The organism is Cupriavidus pauculus (assembly GCF_003854935.1).
Taxonomy (GTDB): domain Bacteria; phylum Pseudomonadota; class Gammaproteobacteria; order Burkholderiales; family Burkholderiaceae; genus Cupriavidus; species Cupriavidus pauculus_C.
The window spans coordinates 133,992-154,769 of record NZ_CP033968.1; the positions used below are offsets into that span (position 1 = coordinate 133,992).

At 59.2% G+C, this 20,778-nt stretch carries 34 protein-coding genes; 19 read left to right on the forward strand and 15 right to left on the reverse strand.

What is annotated here, in order from left to right:
* Positions 1-2: 2 nt before the first annotated feature.
* Complete coding sequence (locus tag EHF44_RS00735) at positions 3-182, reverse strand: hypothetical protein (RefSeq protein ID WP_011514786.1); 180 nt, start codon at positions 180-182, stop codon at positions 3-5.
* On the reverse strand, positions 179-451 hold the full coding sequence (locus tag EHF44_RS00740) for a hypothetical protein (RefSeq protein ID WP_011229299.1): 273 nt from the start codon (positions 449-451) through the stop codon (positions 179-181). Before EHF44_RS00740 ends, EHF44_RS00735 begins: the two co-directional genes overlap by 4 nt.
* A 619-nt stretch (positions 452-1,070) precedes the next feature.
* On the opposite strand from EHF44_RS00740, the gene EHF44_RS00745 reads away from it, so the two are divergent.
* The 7 genes from EHF44_RS00745 (at position 1,071) to EHF44_RS00775 (ending at position 3,547) form a co-directional block, all read left to right on the forward strand.
* The gene (locus EHF44_RS00745) at positions 1,071-1,688 is read left to right on the forward strand and encodes a hypothetical protein (protein WP_035882427.1); all 618 of its coding nucleotides are present in this window, start codon (positions 1,071-1,073) and stop codon (positions 1,686-1,688) included.
* A 17-nt stretch (positions 1,689-1,705) separates the two neighbouring features.
* Positions 1,706-1,921: a hypothetical protein gene (locus EHF44_RS00750; RefSeq protein WP_017515860.1), complete on the forward strand. Its 216-nt coding sequence runs from the start codon at positions 1,706-1,708 to the stop codon at positions 1,919-1,921.
* 230 nt (positions 1,922-2,151) lie between these two features.
* Positions 2,152-2,415, forward strand: coding sequence for a hypothetical protein (locus tag EHF44_RS00755; RefSeq protein ID WP_011514788.1), 264 nt, complete (start codon positions 2,152-2,154; stop codon positions 2,413-2,415).
* Positions 2,416-2,444: 29 nt separating this feature from the next.
* On the forward strand, positions 2,445-2,666 hold the full coding sequence (locus EHF44_RS00760) for a hypothetical protein (protein ID WP_011229302.1): 222 nt from the start codon (positions 2,445-2,447) through the stop codon (positions 2,664-2,666).
* Between the two features lie 12 nt (positions 2,667-2,678).
* A complete protein-coding gene (locus EHF44_RS00765; RefSeq protein ID WP_035882428.1) occupies positions 2,679-2,921 on the forward strand; it encodes a hypothetical protein in 243 nt (80 codons plus the stop codon).
* Between the two features lie 2 nt (positions 2,922-2,923).
* A complete protein-coding gene (locus tag EHF44_RS00770; protein WP_017515791.1) occupies positions 2,924-3,142 on the forward strand; it encodes a hypothetical protein in 219 nt (72 codons plus the stop codon).
* 75 nt (positions 3,143-3,217) lie between these two features.
* On the forward strand, positions 3,218-3,547 hold the full coding sequence (locus tag EHF44_RS00775) for a hypothetical protein (RefSeq protein WP_035882430.1): 330 nt from the start codon (positions 3,218-3,220) through the stop codon (positions 3,545-3,547).
* 31 nt (positions 3,548-3,578) lie between these two features.
* Here the strand turns inward: EHF44_RS00775 and EHF44_RS00780 are convergent, their stop codons facing one another.
* The 5 genes from EHF44_RS00780 to EHF44_RS00800 form a co-directional block, all read right to left on the reverse strand.
* The gene (locus tag EHF44_RS00780) at positions 3,579-4,025 is read right to left on the reverse strand and encodes a hypothetical protein (protein ID WP_011514792.1); all 447 of its coding nucleotides are present in this window, start codon (positions 4,023-4,025) and stop codon (positions 3,579-3,581) included.
* Positions 4,026-4,463: 438 nt separating this feature from the next.
* Positions 4,464-4,772, reverse strand: a complete 309-nt coding sequence (locus EHF44_RS00785; protein WP_017514069.1) for a hypothetical protein — start codon at positions 4,770-4,772, stop codon at positions 4,464-4,466.
* 288 nt (positions 4,773-5,060) lie between these two features.
* Positions 5,061-5,330 carry a hypothetical protein gene (locus EHF44_RS00790; RefSeq protein WP_124682103.1) on the reverse strand — a complete coding sequence of 90 codons (270 nt, stop codon included), beginning with the start codon at positions 5,328-5,330 and terminating at the stop codon, positions 5,061-5,063.
* A 33-nt stretch (positions 5,331-5,363) separates the two neighbouring features.
* The gene (locus EHF44_RS00795; RefSeq protein ID WP_011229304.1) at positions 5,364-6,314 is read right to left on the reverse strand and encodes a nucleotidyl transferase AbiEii/AbiGii toxin family protein; all 951 of its coding nucleotides are present in this window, start codon (positions 6,312-6,314) and stop codon (positions 5,364-5,366) included.
* The gene (locus tag EHF44_RS00800; protein ID WP_011514795.1) at positions 6,311-7,036 is read right to left on the reverse strand and encodes a type IV toxin-antitoxin system AbiEi family antitoxin; all 726 of its coding nucleotides are present in this window, start codon (positions 7,034-7,036) and stop codon (positions 6,311-6,313) included. The genes EHF44_RS00795 and EHF44_RS00800 overlap by 4 nt, the downstream gene beginning before the upstream one ends.
* A 165-nt stretch (positions 7,037-7,201) precedes the next feature.
* On the opposite strand from EHF44_RS00800, the gene EHF44_RS00805 reads away from it, so the two are divergent.
* The 7 genes from EHF44_RS00805 to EHF44_RS00835 all read left to right on the forward strand — a co-directional run bounded on the left by EHF44_RS00805 (position 7,202) and on the right by EHF44_RS00835 (position 11,686).
* Complete coding sequence (locus EHF44_RS00805) at positions 7,202-7,399, forward strand: type II toxin-antitoxin system VapB family antitoxin (protein WP_011229305.1); 198 nt, start codon at positions 7,202-7,204, stop codon at positions 7,397-7,399.
* Positions 7,396-7,767 (forward strand): type II toxin-antitoxin system VapC family toxin, encoded by a 372-nt coding sequence (locus EHF44_RS00810; RefSeq protein WP_011229306.1) that lies wholly within the window; start codon positions 7,396-7,398, stop codon positions 7,765-7,767. Before EHF44_RS00805 ends, EHF44_RS00810 begins: the two co-directional genes overlap by 4 nt.
* Positions 7,768-7,844: 77 nt before the next feature.
* Positions 7,845-8,492 carry a hypothetical protein gene (locus EHF44_RS28600; protein WP_202127000.1) on the forward strand — a complete coding sequence of 216 codons (648 nt, stop codon included), beginning with the start codon at positions 7,845-7,847 and terminating at the stop codon, positions 8,490-8,492.
* Positions 8,493-8,512: 20 nt separating this feature from the next.
* A complete protein-coding gene (locus tag EHF44_RS28545) occupies positions 8,513-10,087 on the forward strand; it encodes a GIY-YIG nuclease family protein (protein WP_189443404.1) in 1,575 nt (524 codons plus the stop codon).
* A 120-nt stretch (positions 10,088-10,207) separates the two neighbouring features.
* On the forward strand, positions 10,208-10,540 hold the full coding sequence (locus tag EHF44_RS00825; RefSeq protein WP_111733968.1) for a hypothetical protein: 333 nt from the start codon (positions 10,208-10,210) through the stop codon (positions 10,538-10,540).
* A 29-nt stretch (positions 10,541-10,569) separates the two neighbouring features.
* Positions 10,570-11,073, forward strand: coding sequence for a hypothetical protein (locus EHF44_RS00830; protein WP_111733969.1), 504 nt, complete (start codon positions 10,570-10,572; stop codon positions 11,071-11,073).
* A 64-nt stretch (positions 11,074-11,137) separates the two neighbouring features.
* The gene (locus tag EHF44_RS00835; protein WP_038316447.1) at positions 11,138-11,686 is read left to right on the forward strand and encodes a hypothetical protein; all 549 of its coding nucleotides are present in this window, start codon (positions 11,138-11,140) and stop codon (positions 11,684-11,686) included.
* An 11-nt stretch (positions 11,687-11,697) separates the two neighbouring features.
* Here EHF44_RS00835 and EHF44_RS00840 read toward each other — a convergent pair whose 3' ends face one another.
* The 8 genes from EHF44_RS00840 to EHF44_RS00875 form a co-directional block, all read right to left on the reverse strand.
* Complete coding sequence (locus tag EHF44_RS00840) at positions 11,698-12,246, reverse strand: hypothetical protein (RefSeq protein ID WP_017513745.1); 549 nt, start codon at positions 12,244-12,246, stop codon at positions 11,698-11,700.
* 220 nt (positions 12,247-12,466) lie between these two features.
* Positions 12,467-13,201 carry a hypothetical protein gene (locus EHF44_RS00845; protein ID WP_017513746.1) on the reverse strand — a complete coding sequence of 245 codons (735 nt, stop codon included), beginning with the start codon at positions 13,199-13,201 and terminating at the stop codon, positions 12,467-12,469.
* 65 nt (positions 13,202-13,266) lie between these two features.
* Positions 13,267-14,118, reverse strand: a complete 852-nt coding sequence (locus tag EHF44_RS00850; protein ID WP_160475138.1) for a protein-disulfide reductase DsbD N-terminal domain-containing protein — start codon at positions 14,116-14,118, stop codon at positions 13,267-13,269.
* A gap of 56 nt (positions 14,119-14,174) precedes the next feature.
* A complete protein-coding gene (locus EHF44_RS28240; RefSeq protein ID WP_160475139.1) occupies positions 14,175-14,579 on the reverse strand; it encodes a hypothetical protein in 405 nt (134 codons plus the stop codon).
* 138 nt (positions 14,580-14,717) lie between these two features.
* The gene (locus EHF44_RS00855) at positions 14,718-14,954 is read right to left on the reverse strand and encodes a hypothetical protein (protein ID WP_111733974.1); all 237 of its coding nucleotides are present in this window, start codon (positions 14,952-14,954) and stop codon (positions 14,718-14,720) included.
* Between the two features lie 439 nt (positions 14,955-15,393).
* Entirely contained in the window at positions 15,394-15,690 is a 297-nt protein-coding gene (locus EHF44_RS00860) for a hypothetical protein (protein ID WP_017513752.1), read from the reverse strand.
* A gap of 336 nt (positions 15,691-16,026) precedes the next feature.
* A complete protein-coding gene (locus EHF44_RS00870; RefSeq protein WP_124682105.1) occupies positions 16,027-16,215 on the reverse strand; it encodes a hypothetical protein in 189 nt (62 codons plus the stop codon).
* A 74-nt stretch (positions 16,216-16,289) separates the two neighbouring features.
* A complete protein-coding gene (locus EHF44_RS00875) occupies positions 16,290-17,729 on the reverse strand; it encodes an Eco57I restriction-modification methylase domain-containing protein (protein WP_111733976.1) in 1,440 nt (479 codons plus the stop codon).
* Between the two features lie 402 nt (positions 17,730-18,131).
* Between EHF44_RS00875 and EHF44_RS00880 the strand changes: the two genes are divergently transcribed.
* From EHF44_RS00880 to EHF44_RS00900, 5 genes are read left to right on the forward strand one after another with little or no spacing between them, the layout of a single operon-like run.
* Entirely contained in the window at positions 18,132-18,473 is a 342-nt protein-coding gene (locus EHF44_RS00880) for a hypothetical protein (RefSeq protein ID WP_035833587.1), read from the forward strand.
* Positions 18,474-18,475: 2 nt separating this feature from the next.
* The gene (locus EHF44_RS00885) at positions 18,476-18,955 is read left to right on the forward strand and encodes a DUF2726 domain-containing protein (RefSeq protein ID WP_124682106.1); all 480 of its coding nucleotides are present in this window, start codon (positions 18,476-18,478) and stop codon (positions 18,953-18,955) included.
* Positions 18,956-18,978: 23 nt separating this feature from the next.
* The gene (locus EHF44_RS00890; RefSeq protein ID WP_017515273.1) at positions 18,979-19,359 is read left to right on the forward strand and encodes a hypothetical protein; all 381 of its coding nucleotides are present in this window, start codon (positions 18,979-18,981) and stop codon (positions 19,357-19,359) included.
* A gap of 2 nt (positions 19,360-19,361) precedes the next feature.
* A complete protein-coding gene (locus EHF44_RS00895) occupies positions 19,362-19,844 on the forward strand; it encodes a hypothetical protein (RefSeq protein WP_017515274.1) in 483 nt (160 codons plus the stop codon).
* 50 nt (positions 19,845-19,894) lie between these two features.
* Positions 19,895-20,743 (forward strand): helix-turn-helix domain-containing protein, encoded by an 849-nt coding sequence (locus tag EHF44_RS00900; protein ID WP_111734073.1) that lies wholly within the window; start codon positions 19,895-19,897, stop codon positions 20,741-20,743.
* Positions 20,744-20,778: the final 35 nt, after the last annotated feature.

Genomic DNA, 20,778 nt, shown 5'->3' on the forward strand with positions numbered 1-20,778 from the left:
CGTTAAGAGCGCTGTTTCCGAAAGCCATGCAGGGAATCCTGCTTTTCCTTGTTCTGTTCGGTCGGTGTGCGGCGAGCTTCTTTGCGCACTGCCTGGATAGCACCGACTAGAGGTGCGAAGAACAGACGCGGGGCTTCCCGAGCTGCGGTAACAAACTCCGAGCGAAAGCTGGTCTTGGTCATTCGAGCATCTCCTTGACGGCTCGATATCCAGTGATACCGAGGTAGACCAAGTATAACACCGCGTCAACGATGGTGATCGTGTGCTCAAGGAACGAGATCACCTGGAGGGTAAAGGTCGGTATCCCGACCGTTTCCAGGAACCGGATCAGCAAAGACAAGCCGACAGCGACGCTACCGATGATCAAGAAGATCAACGTGCCGACGACAGTATGTGCTGCGAAGTGCGCAACGGGCGCCCACCAGGCTTTGTGATGTTTCGTTTCAGCCATGTTTCTCCTGTGTTGAGTTAAGCACCTGGGAACCCCAGGGCTCCAAGCCTCCTTGCATAGACCTGGCAACACAGGAATGCGCAACGCCTGGGGATAAGTTGGGGTGGTGCCTCAATGGACGTCGCCGGCCGGCCGATAGACAGAAGACCATTCAGTAGAACGTGAGCGTCACCGCCAACGAGTTGCTGCAGGATTTGGACCCGCTCGGCCCGCAGCGGCTGCTTGCCACCTTCGCACGATTTGCTGTCATCTTGACAAATAGCACTCAATCGAACAAGATGCATAACATGTAGGTATATGCGTTGAGTATAGCAATAGCGATATTTGCTCAGTCGACAGGGCCATGCGGAAATGTTGCGGCGCATGTTGAGCGCCGGCGATGGTGTAGTCATCCTCCGCATCACCGGGGATCTCGAGCGGCATCATCCGAATGTTGAGATCTTCGAAGGTTGGGAGGGCTATCAGCGATTCTTGGCGCCAATCCTGCGCAGCGGGAAGCTTCAGAAGGGCGATGGGAGTACGCTGCTTTAACTGCATCGAGTTCGTTTTTGCGGCACGACACGGAATTGCTCACGTTTGCGGCACTGATCAACGACGCTTGGGCATAGAAATCGCAACCATGACTGCCACAATCGAAACACCGCTTGCCGCTGTGGGCAAAGCGATCAGCGGGATCAAGGCCAAGCATCCTGAACCTGATGCGGGCGGACGCGTTCCGAACGCGCAGATAGTAGAGTTCCATGAACGCCAGGTCGACGCTTGGCGTGCGCAGGCAGCGGAAGCCAGCCTGCTGGCACAGCACAAGTCAGAGTCAGGTGAGTCTGAGCTGGCGCTCGTACTATCGGAATGGAGCGAGCGGACGATGCGCGCAGCCGATGAGAGAGCTAGATATCTCACGTCTGCAGAGTATCAAGAATGGCTCGCGGGCCGGCAGGAGTGGTTGGCGGAGGCCACCGTTGACACGGTCGCAGCCGACAATAGCAAACGGGCGTGCGCGTTCGGCAAGGGTGTACGCGTCGTGATCGCTGAGGACATTGATAGGCGGTTCTGGCGCTATCGGTCAGGCCAGACCGGTACGGTCAGGTATGTGCTCGATGATGGCGGCGTGGAAGTACTGCTCGACGGCTACAAACGCGAAAAGCTATCCAACTGGTGGCGTCGCATCTGGCGAGGCGAAGGCGCCAACCTGGTCCCTTGGCGCGGCGTGTTCAAGGCCTCGGAATTGCGAGTCATTTGAACCACAGGAGCCGTAGGATGAGTACCAAGGTTTGGAACGTGATGTACATGCTTGGAAATACTGCCCGCATTGTTGGCGATGCGGGTAATCCTCAGGCCCGCAAGTCCGCGCTTCACGTAGCCGCAGTCATCGACAAGAACGGGTGGCGTGTCTGGGTGGAGCATCACAAGACAGGCAAGCGCCTTTTCGAGAGCGAGCGCGAGAAGACGCACCGGGAAGCTCCCCCCGTGTAGAGGAGAAGGCGATACGCTGGACGAAGGGCGGCCCGGTAACAAAGGGAAAGGTCAAGTATGGCAGGATCACTAGCAGGCCAAATCGGGCTGGCACTCTTCGGATTGCTCGTGGTGTCGGCCTTTTGCATGGGTGTAATTGCACCGCTCAATCGCTCGGTTGCGTTGACCACAATTGGGCTCAGCACTGCAACGGCTTTCGCGTCGTTTGTGGTGCCTGTATGGGAAGAGCTATGGAACTCGCACTTCATGGTGGCGGCAAGGTCTTGATGTCTGCACCACAGCAGAAGTGGCACGGTGATAACCCTGCCGTAGCACAGTATGCCCGTTTTGCTGGTCAGGACATGGCAGCGATAACCGACGATGCTGGCGCATTCGACTTGCTGTATCTCGGCTTTGTAACTGGCGGCTTCCCGACCATTGATGCAGCGAAAGACGCGGCGCCACAGTTTGCACGCCGGGTCTTGTCCCATTTGTCCAGCCTGATCGACGGCTAGGACCGCACTGACACTACGGAATAGACGAAATGGACAACGAATTAGAGCTGAGAACTATGGTTGGCGAAGCCGACCGTACTTTGCTCGTGGCGGGGCTCCAGGCGCTGCATCGTGAGCGCCTTGCCGCCTACAACGCGGCCGTGTATGTGGCGTTCATTCGTGGTGAGCTCCATCCTCCCATGGCGATGTTTGGCTTGGACGAAGTGCACACGATGCTTCGGCGTGTCGGTGCAGCGCCGGCCCCGTTCTGATCGGAAGCGGCGATGAGCTTGATCGACGAAGCGAGGCGTTGGCGCCAACAGTGGGGCTACGTTGGCCGCGGCGGCGTAATAGTGGTTTTTGAGGGCAAGGCGCAGGGGTGGGTGAACGAGCTTAGGAATCCAGAACGCTGGCAGCCTGGCTGCGTGGCGTTCGATGAACAAGGCCGGAGCTGGACAACCATCGCTGGCAATGAACGAGACGGGGCGCTGATGTGGTTGCCCAATGACCCGATCAAGGGAGAATGAGCATGATCCTTACTGAAGCAGAGCGGGTCGCGATTCGCGGCTTGGCGTCAGGCGACAAGACGCAATTCGAGGCCGCGCAGGGCGCCTTTAATCGGGCAGCACGGCAACACGGCGTGGACTCCTGCGTAGAGCTCCAATTCATGGCTGAATTGCTTGCGCCGGTTCCGGATCTGCTACTGCGCTCACAGTATCGCGCGGCCGTACTGAAGCAAGCGATTTGATGGGAAATGGACCAAATGAGCGTAGCAAAGTGCGTTGCATCACTACTTGTCCTCTCGGCTGTCACAGGCTGCGCAATGACGCAACAGGAATTGGCGCACGAACCGCCAAATGCAAAATTTGTCGTGGCTGCAGAGTTCGGATGTCTCTATGAAAAGGGCGCCGAAAGAGCTGCTGCCAGCTTGGGCGTGAGCGAACCGAAGATGAGCGGCTACATTAGCTCCAAAGGCGGCTACGCATGGTTCCGACAACCGCTGACCTTGATCATGCTGCGTTCCAAAGGCGCCGGCAGCACTGAGATCACGCGACAGCAACACGGAAGCGCGGCGGTCCTAGGCCAAGGCGAAGACATGCTTGCTTACTTGAAATCGAATCCATGTGTGGTCGATCCCCAGCGCCCAGAGTAGCTTCACCAGCGAAGAGGAATAGCCATTCGATTCACTGGCAGCGCGTATCAGTGCGCTTGACCATCTCTCTCAACTCATCCCGAACGTGCTCCGGGAGTGTTACGCCGCTTGCCATCCTGAGGAATGCCGCTCGATGTGCTCGCGACCGAGAACACAAGGCTTCCAGCTTTGTGAATGCCTCGCGTGATACGCGATAGCTTTTGGTCTCGCGAAAGACCAGGCTCAAACAAAAATCAAGAATTGACACGCGCTTGCGCAGGAAGACCGCGACGATCACGTGATCTCGGGCCTCGCGCTCCTCTGGCGGTATGGCCCCTACGCGGACGTAGTCAATCGGCTCGGTGATGTACTCCTCATCAAGCGGCGTAGCCATATGGCGAGTCGTACGGCCACCCACGTTGAAGGTATAGTCAGGATCGAATGGTTCTTGTGCGTATTCCCAGGATGGACGTGGGATCGCGGTGCCTGGATACGTCATTTCAGTTTTCAGCCCCCACGAAATCGCCGTTTGGGCGCTTGAGTCGCATCATTGGAATGCCTTTGTGTTCCAGGTGCTCAACGGACCAGGTCTCGGACGTCTTTTTGCCGCCTGAACCGTAGAGGGAAACGGGAACACTCTTTGTGGCTGGGCCGAAGACGACGCAACCTGATCCGTCCACAGGATGTCCACCCATGAACCAGAGGTACTTTGATGGCGGCACTGGTTCGCTGGGGCACAGATCGCTACCACTGATGACTGTAGCTTCCCCACCAACCACGAGCCGCGTCCCTGGTGGAATTACCGTGGTGTAGCCGGGCGACCCGATTGCCTTGTATGCTCCCGCGCCGATGTCCTCCAACATACCTGCGTGAGACACCCTTGCCAAACTGAGGGCGGCACCGACCAGCAGCGTCAAGGTTTTCAGAGTTCGCCTCTTCATCGTTCAACCATCCCGTTCAGGTGTGTTCCCGGATGGATCGCGCCATCGCTCTCACCTTGTGGTCGGCCTGCGAAAAATTGGGATTGCCCAAACAGTGGGTAAAGGGTTAATGGCCCTGCCACGAAGAAGACATTGAGCATGATGAAGTCCATCAGGAAAGTCTTCCCGAACCCGGCGCGGGCCTCTTCCGATAGAGCAGGGAGATTCCAGAAGGCAAGGCCCACCCCGCTCTTGATGCACGCCATCACGAAAGCCGCGAGCGTGACACCTAGCATCAGGGCGCCGATCATATCACTGCGTTTCATCCTTACTCCTGTACCTGTTTCTTGTGACTGGGGCGGGGAGGAGATTGCGCCTGGCGCCATTCCGATTAGTTCTTGCCAAAGATCCGGCGAGCGCAGACATGCAGCGGAATTCCGGTGAGAAGCAACGCGACTCCGACGATGACGGGAGTCGCCTGCGAGGTTTCAAACAATCACGATGCGCCGCCGGACTTCGCCATCAAGTACGTAACACCAGCAACACGGACGCCACCGCAATAACGGCGAATATACCTGGCCCAAGGGGAGCCAGTAAGTCTTTGGGAGTCTTGTTCACTGGATAAACTCCACCGGCTGCCCGCCGATCACGGGGCGCTCGTGCTGCATCGGCAGGCTACCGATCCTTGGTGGTGCCGAAACGTTCGGGCGAAGTGAGGCAGGAGTGGCGCGGGTTAGGGCGCGCAATGCGCTCGGAGAGATCTTGAGCGAGCGGTCCGCGTCGACATGGTTCAAACCCTGCAGCAGCTCGTTGGCCGTGATGCTCAGGTTCTGCAGAATGTTGTCCGCCTCCCATTCCGGTATGCGGGTCTCGTCGATACGCATTAGGAACGTTTGCTCCGTCATCATTTGTCGGCCTTATTGGGTTGTCGTGAGGAGTGCATCGAAACGTTCGCGGAGCAACTTCTCTTGGTCTGCGAAGCGGGCGTCCCCCGAGTCCCTCAGCTTCATGATGTTCTGGAGCTTCCAACGGACGGCCGGCAAGTCCTTGAGGTGAGGGAAGGCCGGCATCAGAGTCCAGTCGGGCTCTGCCTTCACAAACGAGATGAGGAAATCGCGGTGAGCCGGGGTCAGCGCCGCGGGCAATTCGGTCTGAAGCCGCTGTTGGACGGCGACCAGGCGGTCGAGGCTTACCTCTTCAGTTGTCATACCCACAAACTCGCCGTAGCTCTCCTCGAGGTTCTTCTGCTTTGGGAACAGCACTTCATGGGTTGGTCGATTGTGTCCTGCCAGGTAGCCGACAAAGCAGTCGACGAAATCGGCTTGCAGGCCGAACATCTCATAGCAGTGCATGACATCGAAGATGTCTCTCGAGTGCTGCCGATCCATCGCGGCAACCAGCTTGCTTCCGTACAGCTCTGCCTTCTGAAGGACCGGAACCGAGATGGACTTGTTGAAGAGCTCCTGTGCTTTTGGCACGAGTTCATGCATCACAGGGGCCAGCAACGTGCCCCGAAACACATAGTTGACTTCGACCTTCACGGACGAATCGGCAGATACCGCTGTCAGCTTGACGTCGTCCCCCTTGATCTTGCTGTTCGATGCGACCTTCGTGAAATGAGCCTCGTATCCCAGCTTCTCAATCGCCTCTTTTGCGCGGGCCAGCTCTTCTCCGATGCTCTGGAGCGCCGCTTCGCGGTCCATCGTGTGCTCGGTGAACACGACGTCGATATCGACGGACAAGCGGGGTAGGTCCTGGAGGAACAGGTTAATGGCAGTTCCCCCCTTCATAGCGAACTTGTCAGTATCGAAGACGGGCGGCGCGATATCAATGAGCAGGCGGACGGTGTCGAGATAGGTATTGTTCATGGTTCTTGTGCGATGCTGTGCTTCAGCTTGTTCGACAACCGTTTGGCTTCGACGCGTAGATCAACATGTTCTTGGAGGTGTTTTCCCCAGTCAAAGCCGCTTTCCTCTCCCAAGACCTTCACTAGCTTGAGGACTTTCAGGCGTGTGCAACTGTCCAAGAACATGTGGAGGACCGGTGGGCGGAGGCTTCGCATCGTGACGATGATGTTCTCCACCTCTTCGAGAGTCTGGTTCTTGCCGACATCGCTCACGAGCTCGAGGAACGCGCGCTCAGGAACGGATACGAGAACAGATGGGTTTCCGTTCGGCAGCGGCTTCAGGCCTTCATCGTAGGGGAACGACTCGCCAAACAGGTTGGTCGTCTGATAGCTATAGGTAAGGTGCTTGCCGACCCAGTCCGGAAATCTGTACGCACTCTGGCCCCAAAGCACTACCTTCTCTCGGAATGCGATGTTGTGGCGGACACCTTGCCAATCCAGGGCAGTTTTCCCCCCGACGTGCAGCCCTTTGATCCGTCGGCTCAAGAACGCCAGGATTCCGTCCCGGGTTGGTTTGTCGCCCCGGAGCAGATAGGCGCTTCTCCCGAGTTGTTCGAGCCAGGCCTCGCTGACCATATGGCTAAGGGAGCGCTCAGACACGCCCATTTCGCGGAGCATCTCTGTGTCCATCGGCTGGCCGCGTGGCGCTTGCGCCATCAGATTGTGGAGTGGCTTGTTACGCATTTCTCCATTCTAGTTGATTACTGATGCAAAAACCCTCGCCAAAGTGTACGTTTTTGCATGAAAAATGTGAAAGGCATCGAGCGCACAGAGCTCTTACATACCAAGGGGCACCAATCACGTCATCATTGGATGCTATAATTTGTGCTTGTACTTGCGGAGGCTCCTATGCGTACGACCATTGCGCTTGACGATGAACTGTTGGCCAAGGCCCAAGCCTATACGGGGCTGGAAGAGAAAACGGCACTTGTGCGCGAGGCGCTAAAGGCCTTGATCCAGCGTGAAGCCGCCAAACGACTCGCGAACCTTGGCGGGAGCCAACCGGGCATCGAAGGGGTACCGCGTCGCCGGCAGGACACCAAATGATTCTTGTCGACACGTCGGTCTGGATTGACCACCTCAACGCTTCTGATCCGATGCTGATCAGCCTCTTAACCCAGGAGCGTGTGCTGATTCATCCCTATGTGATCGGTGAGATTTCGCTTGGTAGTCTGCGGGACCGAGATGTCGTGCTTGGCGCTCTGCGCGATTTGCCGCGAGCGCCTGTCGCAACACCAGAGGAGACCCTGTATTTGATCGAGCGCGAAGGCTTGTTCAACCGTGGAATCGGATATGGCGATACATCATTGTTGGCATCCGCGCGTCTCCAACCAGGCATCGCCATCTGGACGCGTGACAAGCGATTGAAGAAAGTTGCTGATGAACTCTGTCTCGGCGCGGTCCTTTCGCACTAGCTCGCGGTAGTGCGGAAGCGGCCGGCCGTGCAGTCAATCACCAGGCCGGCCCTCTGGTGGACAGGAGAATTAGAAGAATGACCATGGAAGTCAAACACCACCTGTTGAATCCGGATGGATCGTATAGCCCGATCATCCCGGATGAACCGATTGGAGGCACTGCCGCGCAGTACGCCAGTTTTATTCAGGCTGAAAACGAGAGAGACGCTGAGGCGCGGGCTCTCATGATGGCCGGGAAGGTTGTTCTGGGCGCGATTGCCGAGAGAATGGCCGCGCCAAACGACCGCGCGCAACATGAGGCTGAACCACTCGGAATGCGGATCGCAGAAGACCTCGCGGTGGTGTTCGCAGCGACGATGACGAAAACAGGATCGGTGAGCCACCAGACGGTGGATCAGATTAAGACCATTGAGGCCCCGGTACAAGTTGTCAATGGCGACGCACCGAATACGGTAGACGAAGAGGCCAAGGTCCTTGCAACGTCACTGCCAGGCGTGGAGTCGGTCGCCGGCGAAGACGGCTCGATGCTCGTCCGGTTCAGCGACGGAACTGAGGCTACTGTCACGCGCAGCTTTCTCGCGTGGACGGGCGATCCGACGTTTGAGCTTTGGCTCCCTCGTGATGAGCGGACTGGCATGGCCAAGATGATGCCCAAGCTTTCAAGAGGTGAAGTACTTAACCCGCTCGGTCAACTCGCGGCGGCAGCCGCGAAGCGCGCAGCATAGGCGGATGCCTTCCTTGCACCATGCGCCAAGTTACCCAAGCTGATTTTCTTGCCCGCGCGCTCGAGGTGCACGGTGACCGCTACGACTACAGTCGTGCCATCTACAGTGGTTCAAATTCCAAACTCACCATCGTCTGCCGCACTCACGGGCCTTTTGAACAAACGCCCAGCAATCACTACAAGGGAAAGGGCTGTCGAGCTTGCGCCGGCGTCCAACCGTACACACTGCAGTCATTCGTTGACCGAGCGCGATCGCTCCATGGCGATCGGTATGGCTACGCCGAAGCCTTGCTGGTCAACGCACTGACCCCGCTCACAATACGCTGCTCGGTACATGGGCTGTTCGAGCAAACGCCGCGTAGACACCTGTCCGGCGGCGGTTGCCCAAAATGTGCGATCACGCTTGGCGCAGATCGCCAGCGCGGTACGGCCGATAGCTTCATTGCCAAAGCCCATTCGGTGCATGGGGATCGATACGACTACAGCCGCGTCGCATATGCCGCGACGCACACGAAGGTTGTAATTGTCTGTCCCGAGCACGGGCCTTTTGAGCAAACCCCTGCGGCCCATCAGCGCGGCGCGGGCTGCCCAGCGTGCGCGGGCGTGGCTCGATTGGACACGAGTTCATTTGTCGCCCGCGCACGCGCAATCCATGGGCAGCGATTCGGATACGAGCGCACGGTGTATAGCAGTACGGCCAGCAAGCTCGTCGTGACCTGTCCGGAACACGGCGACTTTGAGATCCACCCGAGCGTGCACCTACGAGCAAATGGAGGTGGCGGCTGTCGATCGTGTATGGCCGAGCGTTTGTCTACGCGATTCAGCAGAGGGACGGCTGGCTTCGTCGCCGACGCCCGCAAGGCGCACGGCGACAAGTACGACTACAGCGCAGTAGAGTATGTGAACAAGGAGCTCGAGGTTGTCATCGCTTGCCCGGTCCATGGTGAATTCCGCCAGCGGGCCGGCGTGCACATCACGGGCGGCGAGTGCCCGGCGTGCAGCTACGCCAAGCGCGGCGATAAGCAGCGAATGAGCGAGGGCGAGTTTCTGGGGCGGGCGCGAGCCGCGCACGGTGACAGATACGACTACGGCCTCCTGAGCTACGCTGGCATGCACGACTACGTGACGATCGTGTGCCCGGAACACGGCCCTTTTGAGCAAGTCGCAAACAGCCATATGCGGGGATGTGGGTGTCCAAGCTGCGCCGAACACGGGTTTGACCCCGACCAACCAGCCACGGTCTATGTCCTTGTCGTCATTGGTGACGAGGGTGGCTTTACCGGGTATGGCATCACGCGGGATCTGGACACCAGGCTGCGTGCACATCGGAAAAATCTGTCCGACGCCGGTTGGACTATCGCCAGGCTACATTTCGCAGAATTTGCGCATGGCCGAGACGCCCTCGACGTGGAGGCGTTGATCAAAGAGACCTTCGAGCTGACTGCTCAGGAGATCGATGGCTTTCGCACTGAGGCGACCCATCCGTGCAACTATGAGAAGATCATTCGGATCGTCGACGAGCGTAAGCGGAAATGCAAAGGCGGAACATCAGTTGGACAAACTCAAATACAAGATCAAGGCGGCCAAAATCGCTAAGCGTCTGAAGAAGGCGCAACGCGATTTGAAGCGCGGCGACAAACGCGCTCAAGAGCGCATAGCACACCATGAACAACAGCAGGTACTTCACAAGCTGACGGACCGATAGGGAAAGCAAACATGAGCAACTTCGCAGAAGCAGCTGCCGTAGACGCGATGGCAGACAAGATCGCCCAACTGGAAAGCCAGGTTGCGCATCTGCAATTGCAGTTGGAGAACGAGCGCGCGGCGACGCTCGGCGCAATGCTCGGCCCGTTGCGAGCGAGGGAGATCGTTCTGCTCAACATTGGCAGCGACAATTCATCGAAGCTGGTCGAGCGTCTGTCGCAAGACTTCGGGCCGCATGTCGACGAGGTGGTCCGCCACTTGTTTGATTTGAACCACGCTCCCTGTTCGGATCAGAAACGTGAGGAATTCCGGACGCTTTTCAACAAAGGCATGACGAAGTTCTGATCGAAGCATCGGAAACCAACGGGAACAGTATGAGCACGCAAAACGACGTAGACGAACAGAAAATCGCGAGTGATGAGTTTGCCTACAAGGACGCCGCGGATCGCTGGATTGCGGGCTTCTCTTCGCGTCGCGACGCGATGCTCGCTGGCATCAATGTTGGCCTTCATTCCGTCGTTACTGCTGAGGTATCGCCTCAATGTCCTTCGTACTTCGCTCGGTTCGAGGCACGACACGTCCTTCGCCAGATGATTGACGGTCTAGCGTACGGAGAGCAGCACGGTAAATTGGTGTCGTCGGAAGAGGCTCGGGTGATCTTGAGCCCGATCGCTGACGCGAGTTTGGCAGACGGACTCGAAGGTGGGCAGTCCAGCCCCGAGTGGCTGAAGCAGCTGGATTTGATGAATCGCCTTGAGCAATGCGTTGCAGATTGGGTTGCCGCAACCAACCCGACCATGCCGCATCCCAAGTTCATTCGCTACGGTTCTGAGCAGGTGCATGTGGCCGGCGGGAACTTGGGCATCCCTTTCCTCTAAGTAAAGCACCGAGCGAGAGCTACGCCCCGCACCGGCCGGATGCCGGCGTTTGCCAGGGGATCATATGTCGGGAATCTGGCGCAAGATGCGCAACGTGGTGATGCGCGGCTTCGGGTACGTGCCCAACGAGAAGGCCGTGCGAGCCGAGGAGCTTTTTGTTGACGGGGTCGTGAAGTATCTGGAACTGATGGGCAGTGCGCTAGATCTGGCTTGGCGGCGCATTCCTATCGATTCCGCCACGCCCTTGGTGGGCTACGTCTACGGGCTGTGCAAGGCACTAGCGATAGCTGCTGAGGAGAAAGACCCGGAAGTGTTCTTCTATGGCGCGTGGCGTGTGTTGTACCGCGCCTATCCAGGTCGTAAGGACTTCGAGGCGATCTTGCAGCGTTGCGAATTCGATGCGCCGGCCTTTGTTGAGGGTCGGGACTTTGGCTTTGCAGACGCAGCACTCATTCTCACAGGCAGCAGCCCGGTTTCAAGATTTACCGCCTTGCTGGCTCGCCACTGTCCGCAGTGTATCGGCAACGAGCTTATTCTGGAGAGGGCGCTAGAGGCCGAGAGCCCCGGCACCCTGCGGGCGGCTGGGCCGGAGGCGCCAGGACGACGGCAATAGGGGAGCCCTCTTCACTGGCGCGGTTCGCCGCTCACGACCGAAGGTCTTCCGCCGCGTTTCCCGAAGTACGAATTGACCCGCGCCTGTTGGTCCTCTACCAGCAAAGCATTGGCTGGATTTTGCGCGAACTGGATCATCCACTCTTCGTCTACGCGCTTGACTCTGCTCTTGTCTATTGCGCGAGCGACAAGGTAGTACCTGTACGCAGGTCCAGCGAGTTCCAATCCGACCGCGCGTCGTGCCATTAGCCATGCGCTCTTGGCCGCCGGCGCGTGCGTTGCTGGATTGCCCAGACGATAGTTCTTCATCCGTTTGCGCCAGCGCCTATGTATCGTGATATCCGCGAGTTCCCTTCCGCGCCAGTGCACAAAGCCCTCGACCGAACCTGTCCACTTGCCGTTCTCCCAGGTCACCCGATGGGGCTTGCGAATTTCGTCGGCGGTCGGTTCGGCCCGTTGGAGTTCATACGGTCCGTTGTGGACCGGCTCCTCCTTCATCGGCATCCAAACCCCGACCACAAACGGAGATTTCTTCTTCTTGTCGACTGCGTTCTCTTCCATTGTTCATTCCTGCACGGTGTGCCGTTATCGTTCCTTGGTCAATCTACGGGCGATCGTGAATCTCGGCAAGTGGCGAATGGGACACTATTCACTCAATGAAATTTTTCTAGCTAAAACATACATTTCGACGAGGGTATTTGCGCGCGGAATGATGTTTTTTGTGTGAGGCACGTATTCGGTCGGAAGGTGCGCGGAGACGAATCGAGTCCAGATAACGGTTCTACTCAGAATCCGCGGCCTCGGCGCGGCCTTCCGCCCATGCCTGCAACAGGATAGGCTCGTCGGCAAACATGATGGGGGGCTCATCCAGGCCTGCGTGGTAGTCACGTCTACCGACGGCCTCAGCTGCTCTCTCGACGGCCTCCCTTTCACTGCGCCATTCCTCAGGGTAGGCAATGCGGGTGATGCGTGCCAGCGCGAGAGCAATCCGCTCGTCCAGCCCTCGCATGCGAGGGGCAGGTGGCTTCGGGCGGGATTTCGGCGCCGGCAACATTCCGAAATGGGCCTGAGAAATTGATACTCGCCGACGAAGGTGGGTCGCCTGAGCTCGAAGCCCCTTCGCGGTACTGAAGTTATCCCAGCCAGCCTCGATGGACGCTTCAGACGCGAGTTCACCGGCCTGGGTAAGCATTGCGGCCCATTGCTCGGGTGAGTCAAACTCGGTTAGCCAGCCATTCCCCTCATAGCATTGAAGGACCGCCTCGTCGCAGTTCAGGAGGAGGACGCGGCTCGGCGTGAACTGGCCGTCGTACTCTTCGTATTCGTCCGCTGACCTCGACTCGGCGTGATACCGCTGCCACGCTGATTCAGCGAGGGCCTTGCCATCCGTCATTGAAAGCGGATGACTGATCGGCACCTGCCGGCGGCCATCCATGTAGAAGTACGCGAGCCCTGGATGCTCGTCGTACATGTCTCGGCATACCTGGCCCTCTACAACAATGCTGGAGACCTGCATTTGTGCACTCGTGTGGTGAATACCGCTGCCCTGAGAACTAACGCGCCTCGTTCATCTCTACTGCGCTAGCGGGCGGATAGCAGGACGCTGAGAGGGGCAAGGAGGCTCCTGCCGCCGGCGAACACGCCGACCATCTGTGCGGCGCCGAACAAGAACAGCAGGAGGCCAAACCCCTTGGCAAACCGGTGGCGGTTCCTAGCGTCGGGCCGCAATGGCTCGAAAGCGTTCAGAAATACGGACAGGACGATGGCAATCGTGGCCACCGCCAACATTCCCAGCCACGACAGCATCAGGCCGCGGCTCTTGCTCTGATCGGTTGCCGCCGGCGGTATGTTCATCTCCTCGAGGGGGGCGGCTGCCGGGGCTGGCTCTGGCGCGGAGGCGATCGGCGCAATCGGCGTCGGCATGGGCGGCGCCGGCGGGGATGAGATTGCTTTCACGGGGGAGGGCGTGCCCTTGACTTTGAACCGCGCTTCCTGCGGCGGGAAGCAGACGCCCACCCCGGCACAGCCCTGATACCTGACTGTCATCTTGAAGCGATGGGGGGCTTGCTCTGCCACTGTCAGCCGCACCGTGGCGTCCCTGGAAAACACCTTCTGCTGACCAAGAACCCGATCCACCCTCACTTCTGCTGCTGGGAAAACAGGGTCGCTAAGGCCGCCAGGTGGGTCGGTCTCGATGCGGATCTTGTCCCGATAGAGGTGATATCCGTCGGCGATCGAGAACCGGATCTCAATCTCGTGCCCGTGCTGCTGCACCGTCGGGCGGAATGCCTGGTCGGGGCTGAGGGTTTGCTCAACGGCCACGCCGGAAGAGGCAATGGCCATCGCGATGGGATCGTCGGTAGGCGATGCGAGTGCGATCGCCGGAACTGCGGCTATGACTGCCGCGGAAACTAGGGAAAATGCTGCCCACATGTTGAGTCTACTTGTCACACATAAAGTTGCCGGGCACGTGGGGCTCGCAGTACATCTCATCCGCGACTGCGCTGCGCCCCGCATTCGGGACAACGCATCGATGAAGCTCTCTGGCTCGGAGTTTGACGCTTCAACCACCTTTCGAACGGGAGCATCGTGGCAGCTCCGACGGCCATGACATAGATCGTGACCACACCGAGTGTCAAAGCGAAGGTCGTCAGGTCATGAAATAGGGTTCCTGGCTCAGGTATGGCGCTCGAGAACCACGCGCGCAATGGAATGAGCCATGGTTCGTACATTGCCAAAGCCGAGAAGAACAGGAAGATCACCCCGAGCAGTATCGTTAGCACATGCGTAGCTGCATCACCGTTACCCATGCTTCGATGCTCGACATAGACACTGCGAGCAAGGATGCATACTCCGGTGATCAAACAAATGCCCGCCCAAATCCAATCCAACATGGTCCTGTCCTTCATTTGGGCCCCTGCGCGGAGCGTTCTCGAAGCGCCGGCTGCCGGCCGACCGGTACGGCCCACTCTGCCGTTACGCGGCGGGTTGCCGCTCCCTTTCCAACTCACGAAATCTGTCGTGCACCGGCCTCAGAACGGCATCGGCGGCAGCAATGGGCTGGCCAAGGACAACAGCACGACCACAATCACCGCCGCAAATCCGGCACTCCATCGGCGTTGGGTAATCATCATTGCCCCCGCAATGATGCACGCAGCGGCTGGCAACAGACCTTTGAGGAGGCCCAGCCAGTAGCCCAAGCCACAAAGACAAATTGCGAAAACCAGTCCAGCCACGCCTGCCATCTTGGATCGATCAGCTGCTTCCATTTTCCCCTCCGAAGGCGAGCGCAACGCACTCGGGTACTACCGGCTCCCGGCCGGTGCGGTGTGCTCCAATACAGGCACAGCGAATACAATACGCGTATTGTTACCTGTTATTGTAAATTTCGTCAAGTTCATGTCATCCCGGCGGCTTGCCGTTCGCATGCTTGAGGCGCTCTCGCCTCCGCGTCGGCGTTGAACTTCTGATCGAGCTCGCGCCGAGACTCTTCGCTGAGTACTCCATCGTCAAACAGCAAGGTGCACGGCTCCACCTTGGTTCGGAGGCCCCTCCACGCCCTCCGAACGAATGGCACCCAATCCTTGGCAGCCGCTTTGCTCGGATAGGCATTTCCAATGCGCGTCCATCCCGAGGCAGGATGCAAGATCATCGTGAAATACACAGTCTTTGTCGTTCGCATGGGTACCGTCCTCGCCCAGGGGCAGCCTAGGGCGTTGGTGGATTCTTGGCCTTCATGACGGCCATGTGCGCAGCGACTGCTTCATCCTTGAGAACGATCACGATCGGGCCCTCTCGGAAGTCGCCACTCATGGTCCCGTGCAGGGCGTCCTGTTCGTCCTCGGTGAGATTGCGCCATTTCGCAATCCAGTCGACTTTCCCGAAGAGCAACCCGGACGGCCCGGTGGCACATGACTGCCCCACTGATATACCGTTCTCGCGGCACCATGCGCGGGCCGCTTCTAGCGCGCCCCATGTGCCTTGCTGGCAGAATTCGATTTGCATGTGACTTGATCAATCCGAAAGAGATTCACACTTCCAACGTCTGCGCGACATAGCAACGATCTCAGTCGCCAAGGCTCTCGATGCAATAGGGGCGATTCTCATTGCCCGGGAGATTCCAGTCCCACGCTGAAACCTTGGCGCTGCAACCAGCAACAGGACATTCCAAAGGAGAAAGGTCGCGCGCACGGTCTATGGGCTCTGCCTGGATCGAGAGGCTCAACGGCTGGCCATGTACTGGGCACAATCCACGTTCCAGTCTCCACAAGCGTTGTAGGTCAACGGGTAGTCGCCGCTTGCTCCGCGCATCAGCCGCCAGGAACGACGAGAAATCCCCGGTCATTTACTTGCCTTCGCTTCCAAGAACAACGCGGCATCGGAAAAGGCTCTTGCAGCCGCCCCAACAGAGTTCGCATAGCGGTCAAACCCCAACTCGCGTAACTTGGCTGCTTTCTCTTCGGCGTCATACGCTTGGCGCCACAGGCCTTTAGTGAGCCGGGATACCGATGGTTTCTTACGTTGTTTCATGTCGCCCCTCAGTCGTGTTTGGCGTTGGAATTCACGGAGATGGTTGTGCCCGCGACAACGCGTCAAAAGGTGGTTCAAGCGAACGGAGCGTCGATCGGCATCTTCCTGAGCAACGTTGTGGTCAGCGAGAAATAACCCCCCTCCAGGCGCGGGGCGTAGTCACGCACCCATTGCGCTGCGAGAGGCGAGCGGAGCGCGGCCTCGACTCGATCAAGCACGCCAGGCTCACCGCACACGATGCTCAGGTTGTGGTTGATCGGCAGAATGCCGGGCGGGACGCGCACGGCCTTAGGCGACGTGGCGATCCGCGGCACGAGCAATGTCTCGCGGGACAGATCCATGCGGTGAAAGGTCTCCGGCGGTAGCCAGAAGGTACCCCGCCGGCCCCGTGCCGCCATCTTGTGCATATGGCGCTGCAAGTGCTCAATCAGGCGATTGCACGGCGTCACACCAGGCGCCGTCCTGATGGCGAATCGCCGCGGCGTGCAAAGGCGGCCGTCGACAATGTCATCGGTGTCGACCGCTGGCACCAGGTACTCGCCCGGCAGCGTCGCGGCCGTTTCTTTGTCCACCACAAAGATCCCGGAAGAGCCGAGCCATGGTGCGATGCGTACCTGGGCGAACTGTTCCAGCGTTGGAAGGCCTTCATAACGGCTTTCGTCGACGCCTGGATAGATTGGCCGCTCCGTAAGCACGCGAAAATCGTGCGAACGCTGCGGAGGCTCGGCCGTCGCCTTCAGCACGACAGACACAGGGTGAACCCGCGGGGGCGTGCCCGAGCGACGGTTCTTCGGGCGATAGAACACCGAGCTTGAATCCAACCGTTCAAGGTGGGAAATGGCAAGCCGGGTCCCTAAGGTCGCGCGAAGTTCCGCGGCCCCGGCATTCAGGAGCCAACGATCGGCAGTTACAAACCCGATCTGACCATCCGGATGAATGGCACGACTGCAACGCTCCAGGAAGCTATGCAGAAGATCTTTCGCAGCGAAATCCGGGACATGGCCGGAATAGAGGTCCTGCAGAACGGGCGGGACGTTGACCCAGCGCAGGTAGGGCGGATTGCCGGCGACAACGTGATAGACGGCCGTTTGCGGCCCGTCAGTCAGGAAATCCCGGTTATGGACCATCGACTCGGCCACTTTGGTGGCAGTCGCGTGGTCATAGCCATGTCGGCACAGCGTAGCTGCGACACGTGCACGCGCCTCGATGCACGCGCCTGCGTGCACCTCCCAGCCCTCGACTTGCGCCAGCAGACTGGCGCTTGTTAGGCGCGAGTGCTTGCTGGCTGCAAGGAGCTTTCCAAGGGCACGCTCAAGGAACATGCCGTCACCGCAGCTCGGGTCGACCAGCCGGCGCCCATCCCGAGGCCAGTCAAGCCGCCCAAGGAGTTGGTCCACCACCGGCCCCGCGGTATAGATCGCCGTCGCCTGGTGCAGTCGCTCAACCGCTTCTGCTCGAGCCTGATCAATTTGGCTGTGCTGTGACTGCCGATACTCAGTGATTTCGGTCTGCATTGTGTTTCCCGGAGGGCCGGGCGGATCTCCCGCCCGGTGCATTCCTGTTGCGTTAGGAAGCCTTATCGGCATCGGCGAATGGCTCCGGCACGGCTTCATAGCGGTGCGCTTGACCTCGGAGTGCGGCACCTTGGTTCCCGCAGCTCACGAGTGTCTGTGCCAAGTTTGGGTCTAGGACGTCGTCACGAACCAACACGCGCTCGCCATTCGCTTCGATAAGCCAGATTTCGTACACGTAGTGCGCCCCCTCTCTCTATGCAGAGCTCTGGCAAGGACAAAACGATCAGCCGACAGGCCGGTGGATGTCTGCCGCTCTCACTCTGGCGACGATTTTGCGTATGATATAGTATAGATACGTGTTACGTATCGAAGCGTATGTATTCGACGACATCACTACCGCCCATGAACCAACTAGTCAGTGAACCAGCGCCACCACAGACGGTGGAATCCGAGGCCCTCTTCCTGTGTGGTGAGGCGTTCATGCAGATTCGCAAGCTCAGCGGGATCGTGGCAGAGCCAAAGCCTCGCCGCGGCGTTTTCGGACGATTTTCCCCAACTGATCGGGGTGCGGCGGATCGCCGTTCCAGGGCCGCCGCGTTGATCTACGAGCTTTCCGACGTCGCCCACAACCTGCCCGAGATGGTGAGGCTGGGGGTGCATACCAAACAGTTCGCCTACTTCTCTCAGCAAACGAACAAGCTTGCGGGGGCGCTAGTAGAGGCACGCAGCCTAGCGAGGATTTGACTATGGAGATCAGTTACACCGGTCTTGTGGTCGTCTGCGCGATCCTCGCGGTGCTCGTCTACCTCGTCGTCAAGAGGCTGCAGTCGGGGTCGAAGTACTCCCCCAAACACTACCAAACGATCCCACTGTTGACCGAGCATGAGCAGGACTTGTTCTGGCGCCTGAAAGAGGCCGCCGGCCGGGACCTGATCGTCGCACCACAGGTGGTGTTTGGAGCGTTCCTCAAGGTCAAGACCATGGCGTTGGTCGACAAGACAAAGGCGCGTCACCAGGTGGCCCACAACCGCGGCGACTTCATCGTCTGCAACAAGGAATTCCGTGTGGTCGCTGTCATCGAGCTCGACGACGCGACGCATGACAAGAGCGCGCAGAAGGCGCTTGACCGCCGCCGCGACCAGCTGCTGAAGACCGTAGGGGTCAAGGCAATCCGGTACCGGAAGATGCCTGAGGTCGCGAAGATCCGTGCGGATCTCGGGCTTTGAGTATCTCCACAATACCTACCAGTATGATCATGCTCCACTCAATCGGCTTCGTCCTTCTCTCTGCTGCGGCAATCGCGGTTCTCTACTTCCTCTGGCGCAAGACGCCCAAAGCCCCGGTACTGCTGGAAGATCGCGTGGCTGCAAGCCTGTCCCATTTCGGCATCGTCATTGCCCTGGCGCTTGGAATCGGGGCAGTTGTCCTCATTGACGAAGAGCTCCTGTCGGCATGCCGTTGGGTTGCGTCATTTGTGCCGGAGACAAACTCGCCGCTTGACGCTGTGCCGGTCACGATTCTTGACCTGGCCGGCAGCTTTGGCATTGTTGCTGCGATCTTCGCCGCGGCGCTGCTCATTGCTATCGCTGACGATCGCGCCCGTCCCTGTTCCTTGCCCGTAGGCCGGTGACCATGGACAGGCTCGAGCTTCTTTCGACCGCAATGCGAGCGGGTTGCTTCTATGCGGTCTACCGGTTGGTGATCGCGATCTTCTACCCTTGGCTTGCCAGTGCTGTGTGGCAAGAGTCGGTGGGGCCGCTGCTGGTGAGGCACTGGCCCAGGCTGGCGCAAGCTGATGACGCAGCGAGGATGTCGTATCTGCCTTCTCGACAGAGCGAGCCGGCGGTCTTCCGCCTTGGCACGCTCTCTATCAGCGATGTGACTCAGGGGGTTCGGGACGGGCTGCTGCTCGGCGTGCTCGCGGCGCTTGTGCCAGAGATCGTTCGGCCGTTCTTCTTGACGTCGCTACTTGCCTTCGTCCTCGCAATTCAAGGCTGGCGGTTTGCCCGAGCGCAAGGCGCTGCGGCCACCGACATCGGGTTTGACGCGGTGAGGGACGTTCTGCTGTTCGCCGGCGCGATCGCCGCGGTGCAGTGGAGTGGGGTGCTTGCGTAGAGGCGGCGAGCAGCGCCGCAGTTCGTCAAGTGAGATAGGGGAGGTCTGTCATGTCCATCAACGCTCAGTCGCAACGAAGCATCAAGATCCTCCTCAATCTGTCGGCGGGACTTGAGGAAACCGGGCGTACCTACCCAGACGGTGTTGTGAGATTGAACTCCAACATCCGCCACGCCGCTGCCGCCGGCGCCGCGGCCCTCAGCCAGCTGCAGGGGGTGCCACTGCCGACCGTGCCTGAGAAGGCGGGTGCCGCCGCTGACGCAAGGAAGCGCGCACCCGAGGCCGGGCCGGTCGAGATGCCGTCGCCAGTCGAATGGCTGGATCGCCTCAAGCTCGCCAAGGGCTTCCATGCGGACGTCACCCTTGCCGAGTATCTCGGCGTGTCGAAGCAGCATTTTTCGCAATGGCGCACTGGGAAGGCGTCGCTGTCCGTGGACGAAGCCTGGAAAGTCGCACTGGGTCTGGATGTCGATCCGCTGCTTGTCATCGCCAGCGTTCAATTCCACGCCAGCCAGAATGACAAGCGCCAGGTCTGGATAGATCTCGCGCGCACACGGCTGGTGGGGACATCCGACGGTGCGACGCCCAAGGCAGACACTGATCGCGCTCCTGGGCTGGAATCCAAGGGATCGAAGTGGTCGCCGGAGGAAGATGCGCTCCTCAAGGATGAGGTTGAGCGCAAGGTGCCCTACGTTGACATCGCAGCTTCGCATCGCCGCTCGGTGGCCGCCATTCTTTACAGGCTGTACAACGTGCACGATCTGTTGGGCGATGCTGAGATGGAAGAGCTCTGCGGCCTCCACTCTGTTCGGTTCTCGCCGAAGGCAGTAGCCCCCGCTGAAGAGTCGAGTGCCAAGCCTGAAGACCCCCCTGTAGCGGGCGATCGGGTCTTCATCTGAGCGGTTCTGCGGGCGTGAAGCCGATGATCCTCCGC

Coding starts and splice junctions, on each gene's coding strand:
- EHF44_RS00895 (WP_017515274.1), top strand. CDS start 19,362: ATGGACAGGCTCGAGCTTCTTTCGACCGCAATGCGAGCGGGTTGCTTC.
- EHF44_RS00735 (WP_011514786.1), bottom strand. CDS start 182: ATGACCAAGACCAGCTTTCGCTCGGAGTTTGTTACCGCAGCTCGGGAA.
- EHF44_RS00760 (WP_011229302.1), top strand. CDS start 2,445: ATGGACAACGAATTAGAGCTGAGAACTATGGTTGGCGAAGCCGACCGT.
- EHF44_RS00785 (WP_017514069.1), bottom strand. CDS start 4,772: ATGAAACGCAGTGATATGATCGGCGCCCTGATGCTAGGTGTCACGCTC.
- EHF44_RS00765 (WP_035882428.1), top strand. CDS start 2,679: ATGAGCTTGATCGACGAAGCGAGGCGTTGGCGCCAACAGTGGGGCTAC.
- EHF44_RS00825 (WP_111733968.1), top strand. CDS start 10,208: ATGAGCAACTTCGCAGAAGCAGCTGCCGTAGACGCGATGGCAGACAAG.
- EHF44_RS00775 (WP_035882430.1), top strand. CDS start 3,218: ATGACGCAACAGGAATTGGCGCACGAACCGCCAAATGCAAAATTTGTC.
- EHF44_RS00870 (WP_124682105.1), bottom strand. CDS start 16,215: ATGAAACAACGTAAGAAACCATCGGTATCCCGGCTCACTAAAGGCCTG.
- EHF44_RS00855 (WP_111733974.1), bottom strand. CDS start 14,954: ATGGAAGCAGCTGATCGATCCAAGATGGCAGGCGTGGCTGGACTGGTT.
- EHF44_RS00805 (WP_011229305.1), top strand. CDS start 7,202: ATGCGTACGACCATTGCGCTTGACGATGAACTGTTGGCCAAGGCCCAA.
- EHF44_RS00745 (WP_035882427.1), top strand. CDS start 1,071: ATGACTGCCACAATCGAAACACCGCTTGCCGCTGTGGGCAAAGCGATC.
- EHF44_RS00885 (WP_124682106.1), top strand. CDS start 18,476: ATGGAGATCAGTTACACCGGTCTTGTGGTCGTCTGCGCGATCCTCGCG.
- EHF44_RS00840 (WP_017513745.1), bottom strand. CDS start 12,246: ATGGAAGAGAACGCAGTCGACAAGAAGAAGAAATCTCCGTTTGTGGTC.
- EHF44_RS00890 (WP_017515273.1), top strand. CDS start 18,979: ATGATCATGCTCCACTCAATCGGCTTCGTCCTTCTCTCTGCTGCGGCA.
- EHF44_RS00800 (WP_011514795.1), bottom strand. CDS start 7,036: ATGCGTAACAAGCCACTCCACAATCTGATGGCGCAAGCGCCACGCGGC.
- EHF44_RS28545 (WP_189443404.1), top strand. CDS start 8,513: ATGCGCCAAGTTACCCAAGCTGATTTTCTTGCCCGCGCGCTCGAGGTG.
- EHF44_RS28240 (WP_160475139.1), bottom strand. CDS start 14,579: ATGTTGGATTGGATTTGGGCGGGCATTTGTTTGATCACCGGAGTATGC.
- EHF44_RS00810 (WP_011229306.1), top strand. CDS start 7,396: ATGATTCTTGTCGACACGTCGGTCTGGATTGACCACCTCAACGCTTCT.
- EHF44_RS00740 (WP_011229299.1), bottom strand. CDS start 451: ATGGCTGAAACGAAACATCACAAAGCCTGGTGGGCGCCCGTTGCGCAC.
- EHF44_RS28600 (WP_202127000.1), top strand. CDS start 7,845: ATGACCATGGAAGTCAAACACCACCTGTTGAATCCGGATGGATCGTAT.
- EHF44_RS00850 (WP_160475138.1), bottom strand. CDS start 14,118: ATGTGGGCAGCATTTTCCCTAGTTTCCGCGGCAGTCATAGCCGCAGTT.
- EHF44_RS00900 (WP_111734073.1), top strand. CDS start 19,895: ATGTCCATCAACGCTCAGTCGCAACGAAGCATCAAGATCCTCCTCAAT.
- EHF44_RS00830 (WP_111733969.1), top strand. CDS start 10,570: ATGAGCACGCAAAACGACGTAGACGAACAGAAAATCGCGAGTGATGAG.
- EHF44_RS00795 (WP_011229304.1), bottom strand. CDS start 6,314: ATGAACAATACCTATCTCGACACCGTCCGCCTGCTCATTGATATCGCG.
- EHF44_RS00845 (WP_017513746.1), bottom strand. CDS start 13,201: ATGCAGGTCTCCAGCATTGTTGTAGAGGGCCAGGTATGCCGAGACATG.
- EHF44_RS00780 (WP_011514792.1), bottom strand. CDS start 4,025: ATGACGTATCCAGGCACCGCGATCCCACGTCCATCCTGGGAATACGCA.
- EHF44_RS00860 (WP_017513752.1), bottom strand. CDS start 15,690: ATGCAAATCGAATTCTGCCAGCAAGGCACATGGGGCGCGCTAGAAGCG.
- EHF44_RS00750 (WP_017515860.1), top strand. CDS start 1,706: ATGAGTACCAAGGTTTGGAACGTGATGTACATGCTTGGAAATACTGCC.
- EHF44_RS00835 (WP_038316447.1), top strand. CDS start 11,138: ATGTCGGGAATCTGGCGCAAGATGCGCAACGTGGTGATGCGCGGCTTC.
- EHF44_RS00770 (WP_017515791.1), top strand. CDS start 2,924: ATGATCCTTACTGAAGCAGAGCGGGTCGCGATTCGCGGCTTGGCGTCA.
- EHF44_RS00790 (WP_124682103.1), bottom strand. CDS start 5,330: ATGCGTATCGACGAGACCCGCATACCGGAATGGGAGGCGGACAACATT.
- EHF44_RS00755 (WP_011514788.1), top strand. CDS start 2,152: ATGGAACTCGCACTTCATGGTGGCGGCAAGGTCTTGATGTCTGCACCA.
- EHF44_RS00880 (WP_035833587.1), top strand. CDS start 18,132: ATGAACCAACTAGTCAGTGAACCAGCGCCACCACAGACGGTGGAATCC.
- EHF44_RS00875 (WP_111733976.1), bottom strand. CDS start 17,729: ATGCAGACCGAAATCACTGAGTATCGGCAGTCACAGCACAGCCAAATT.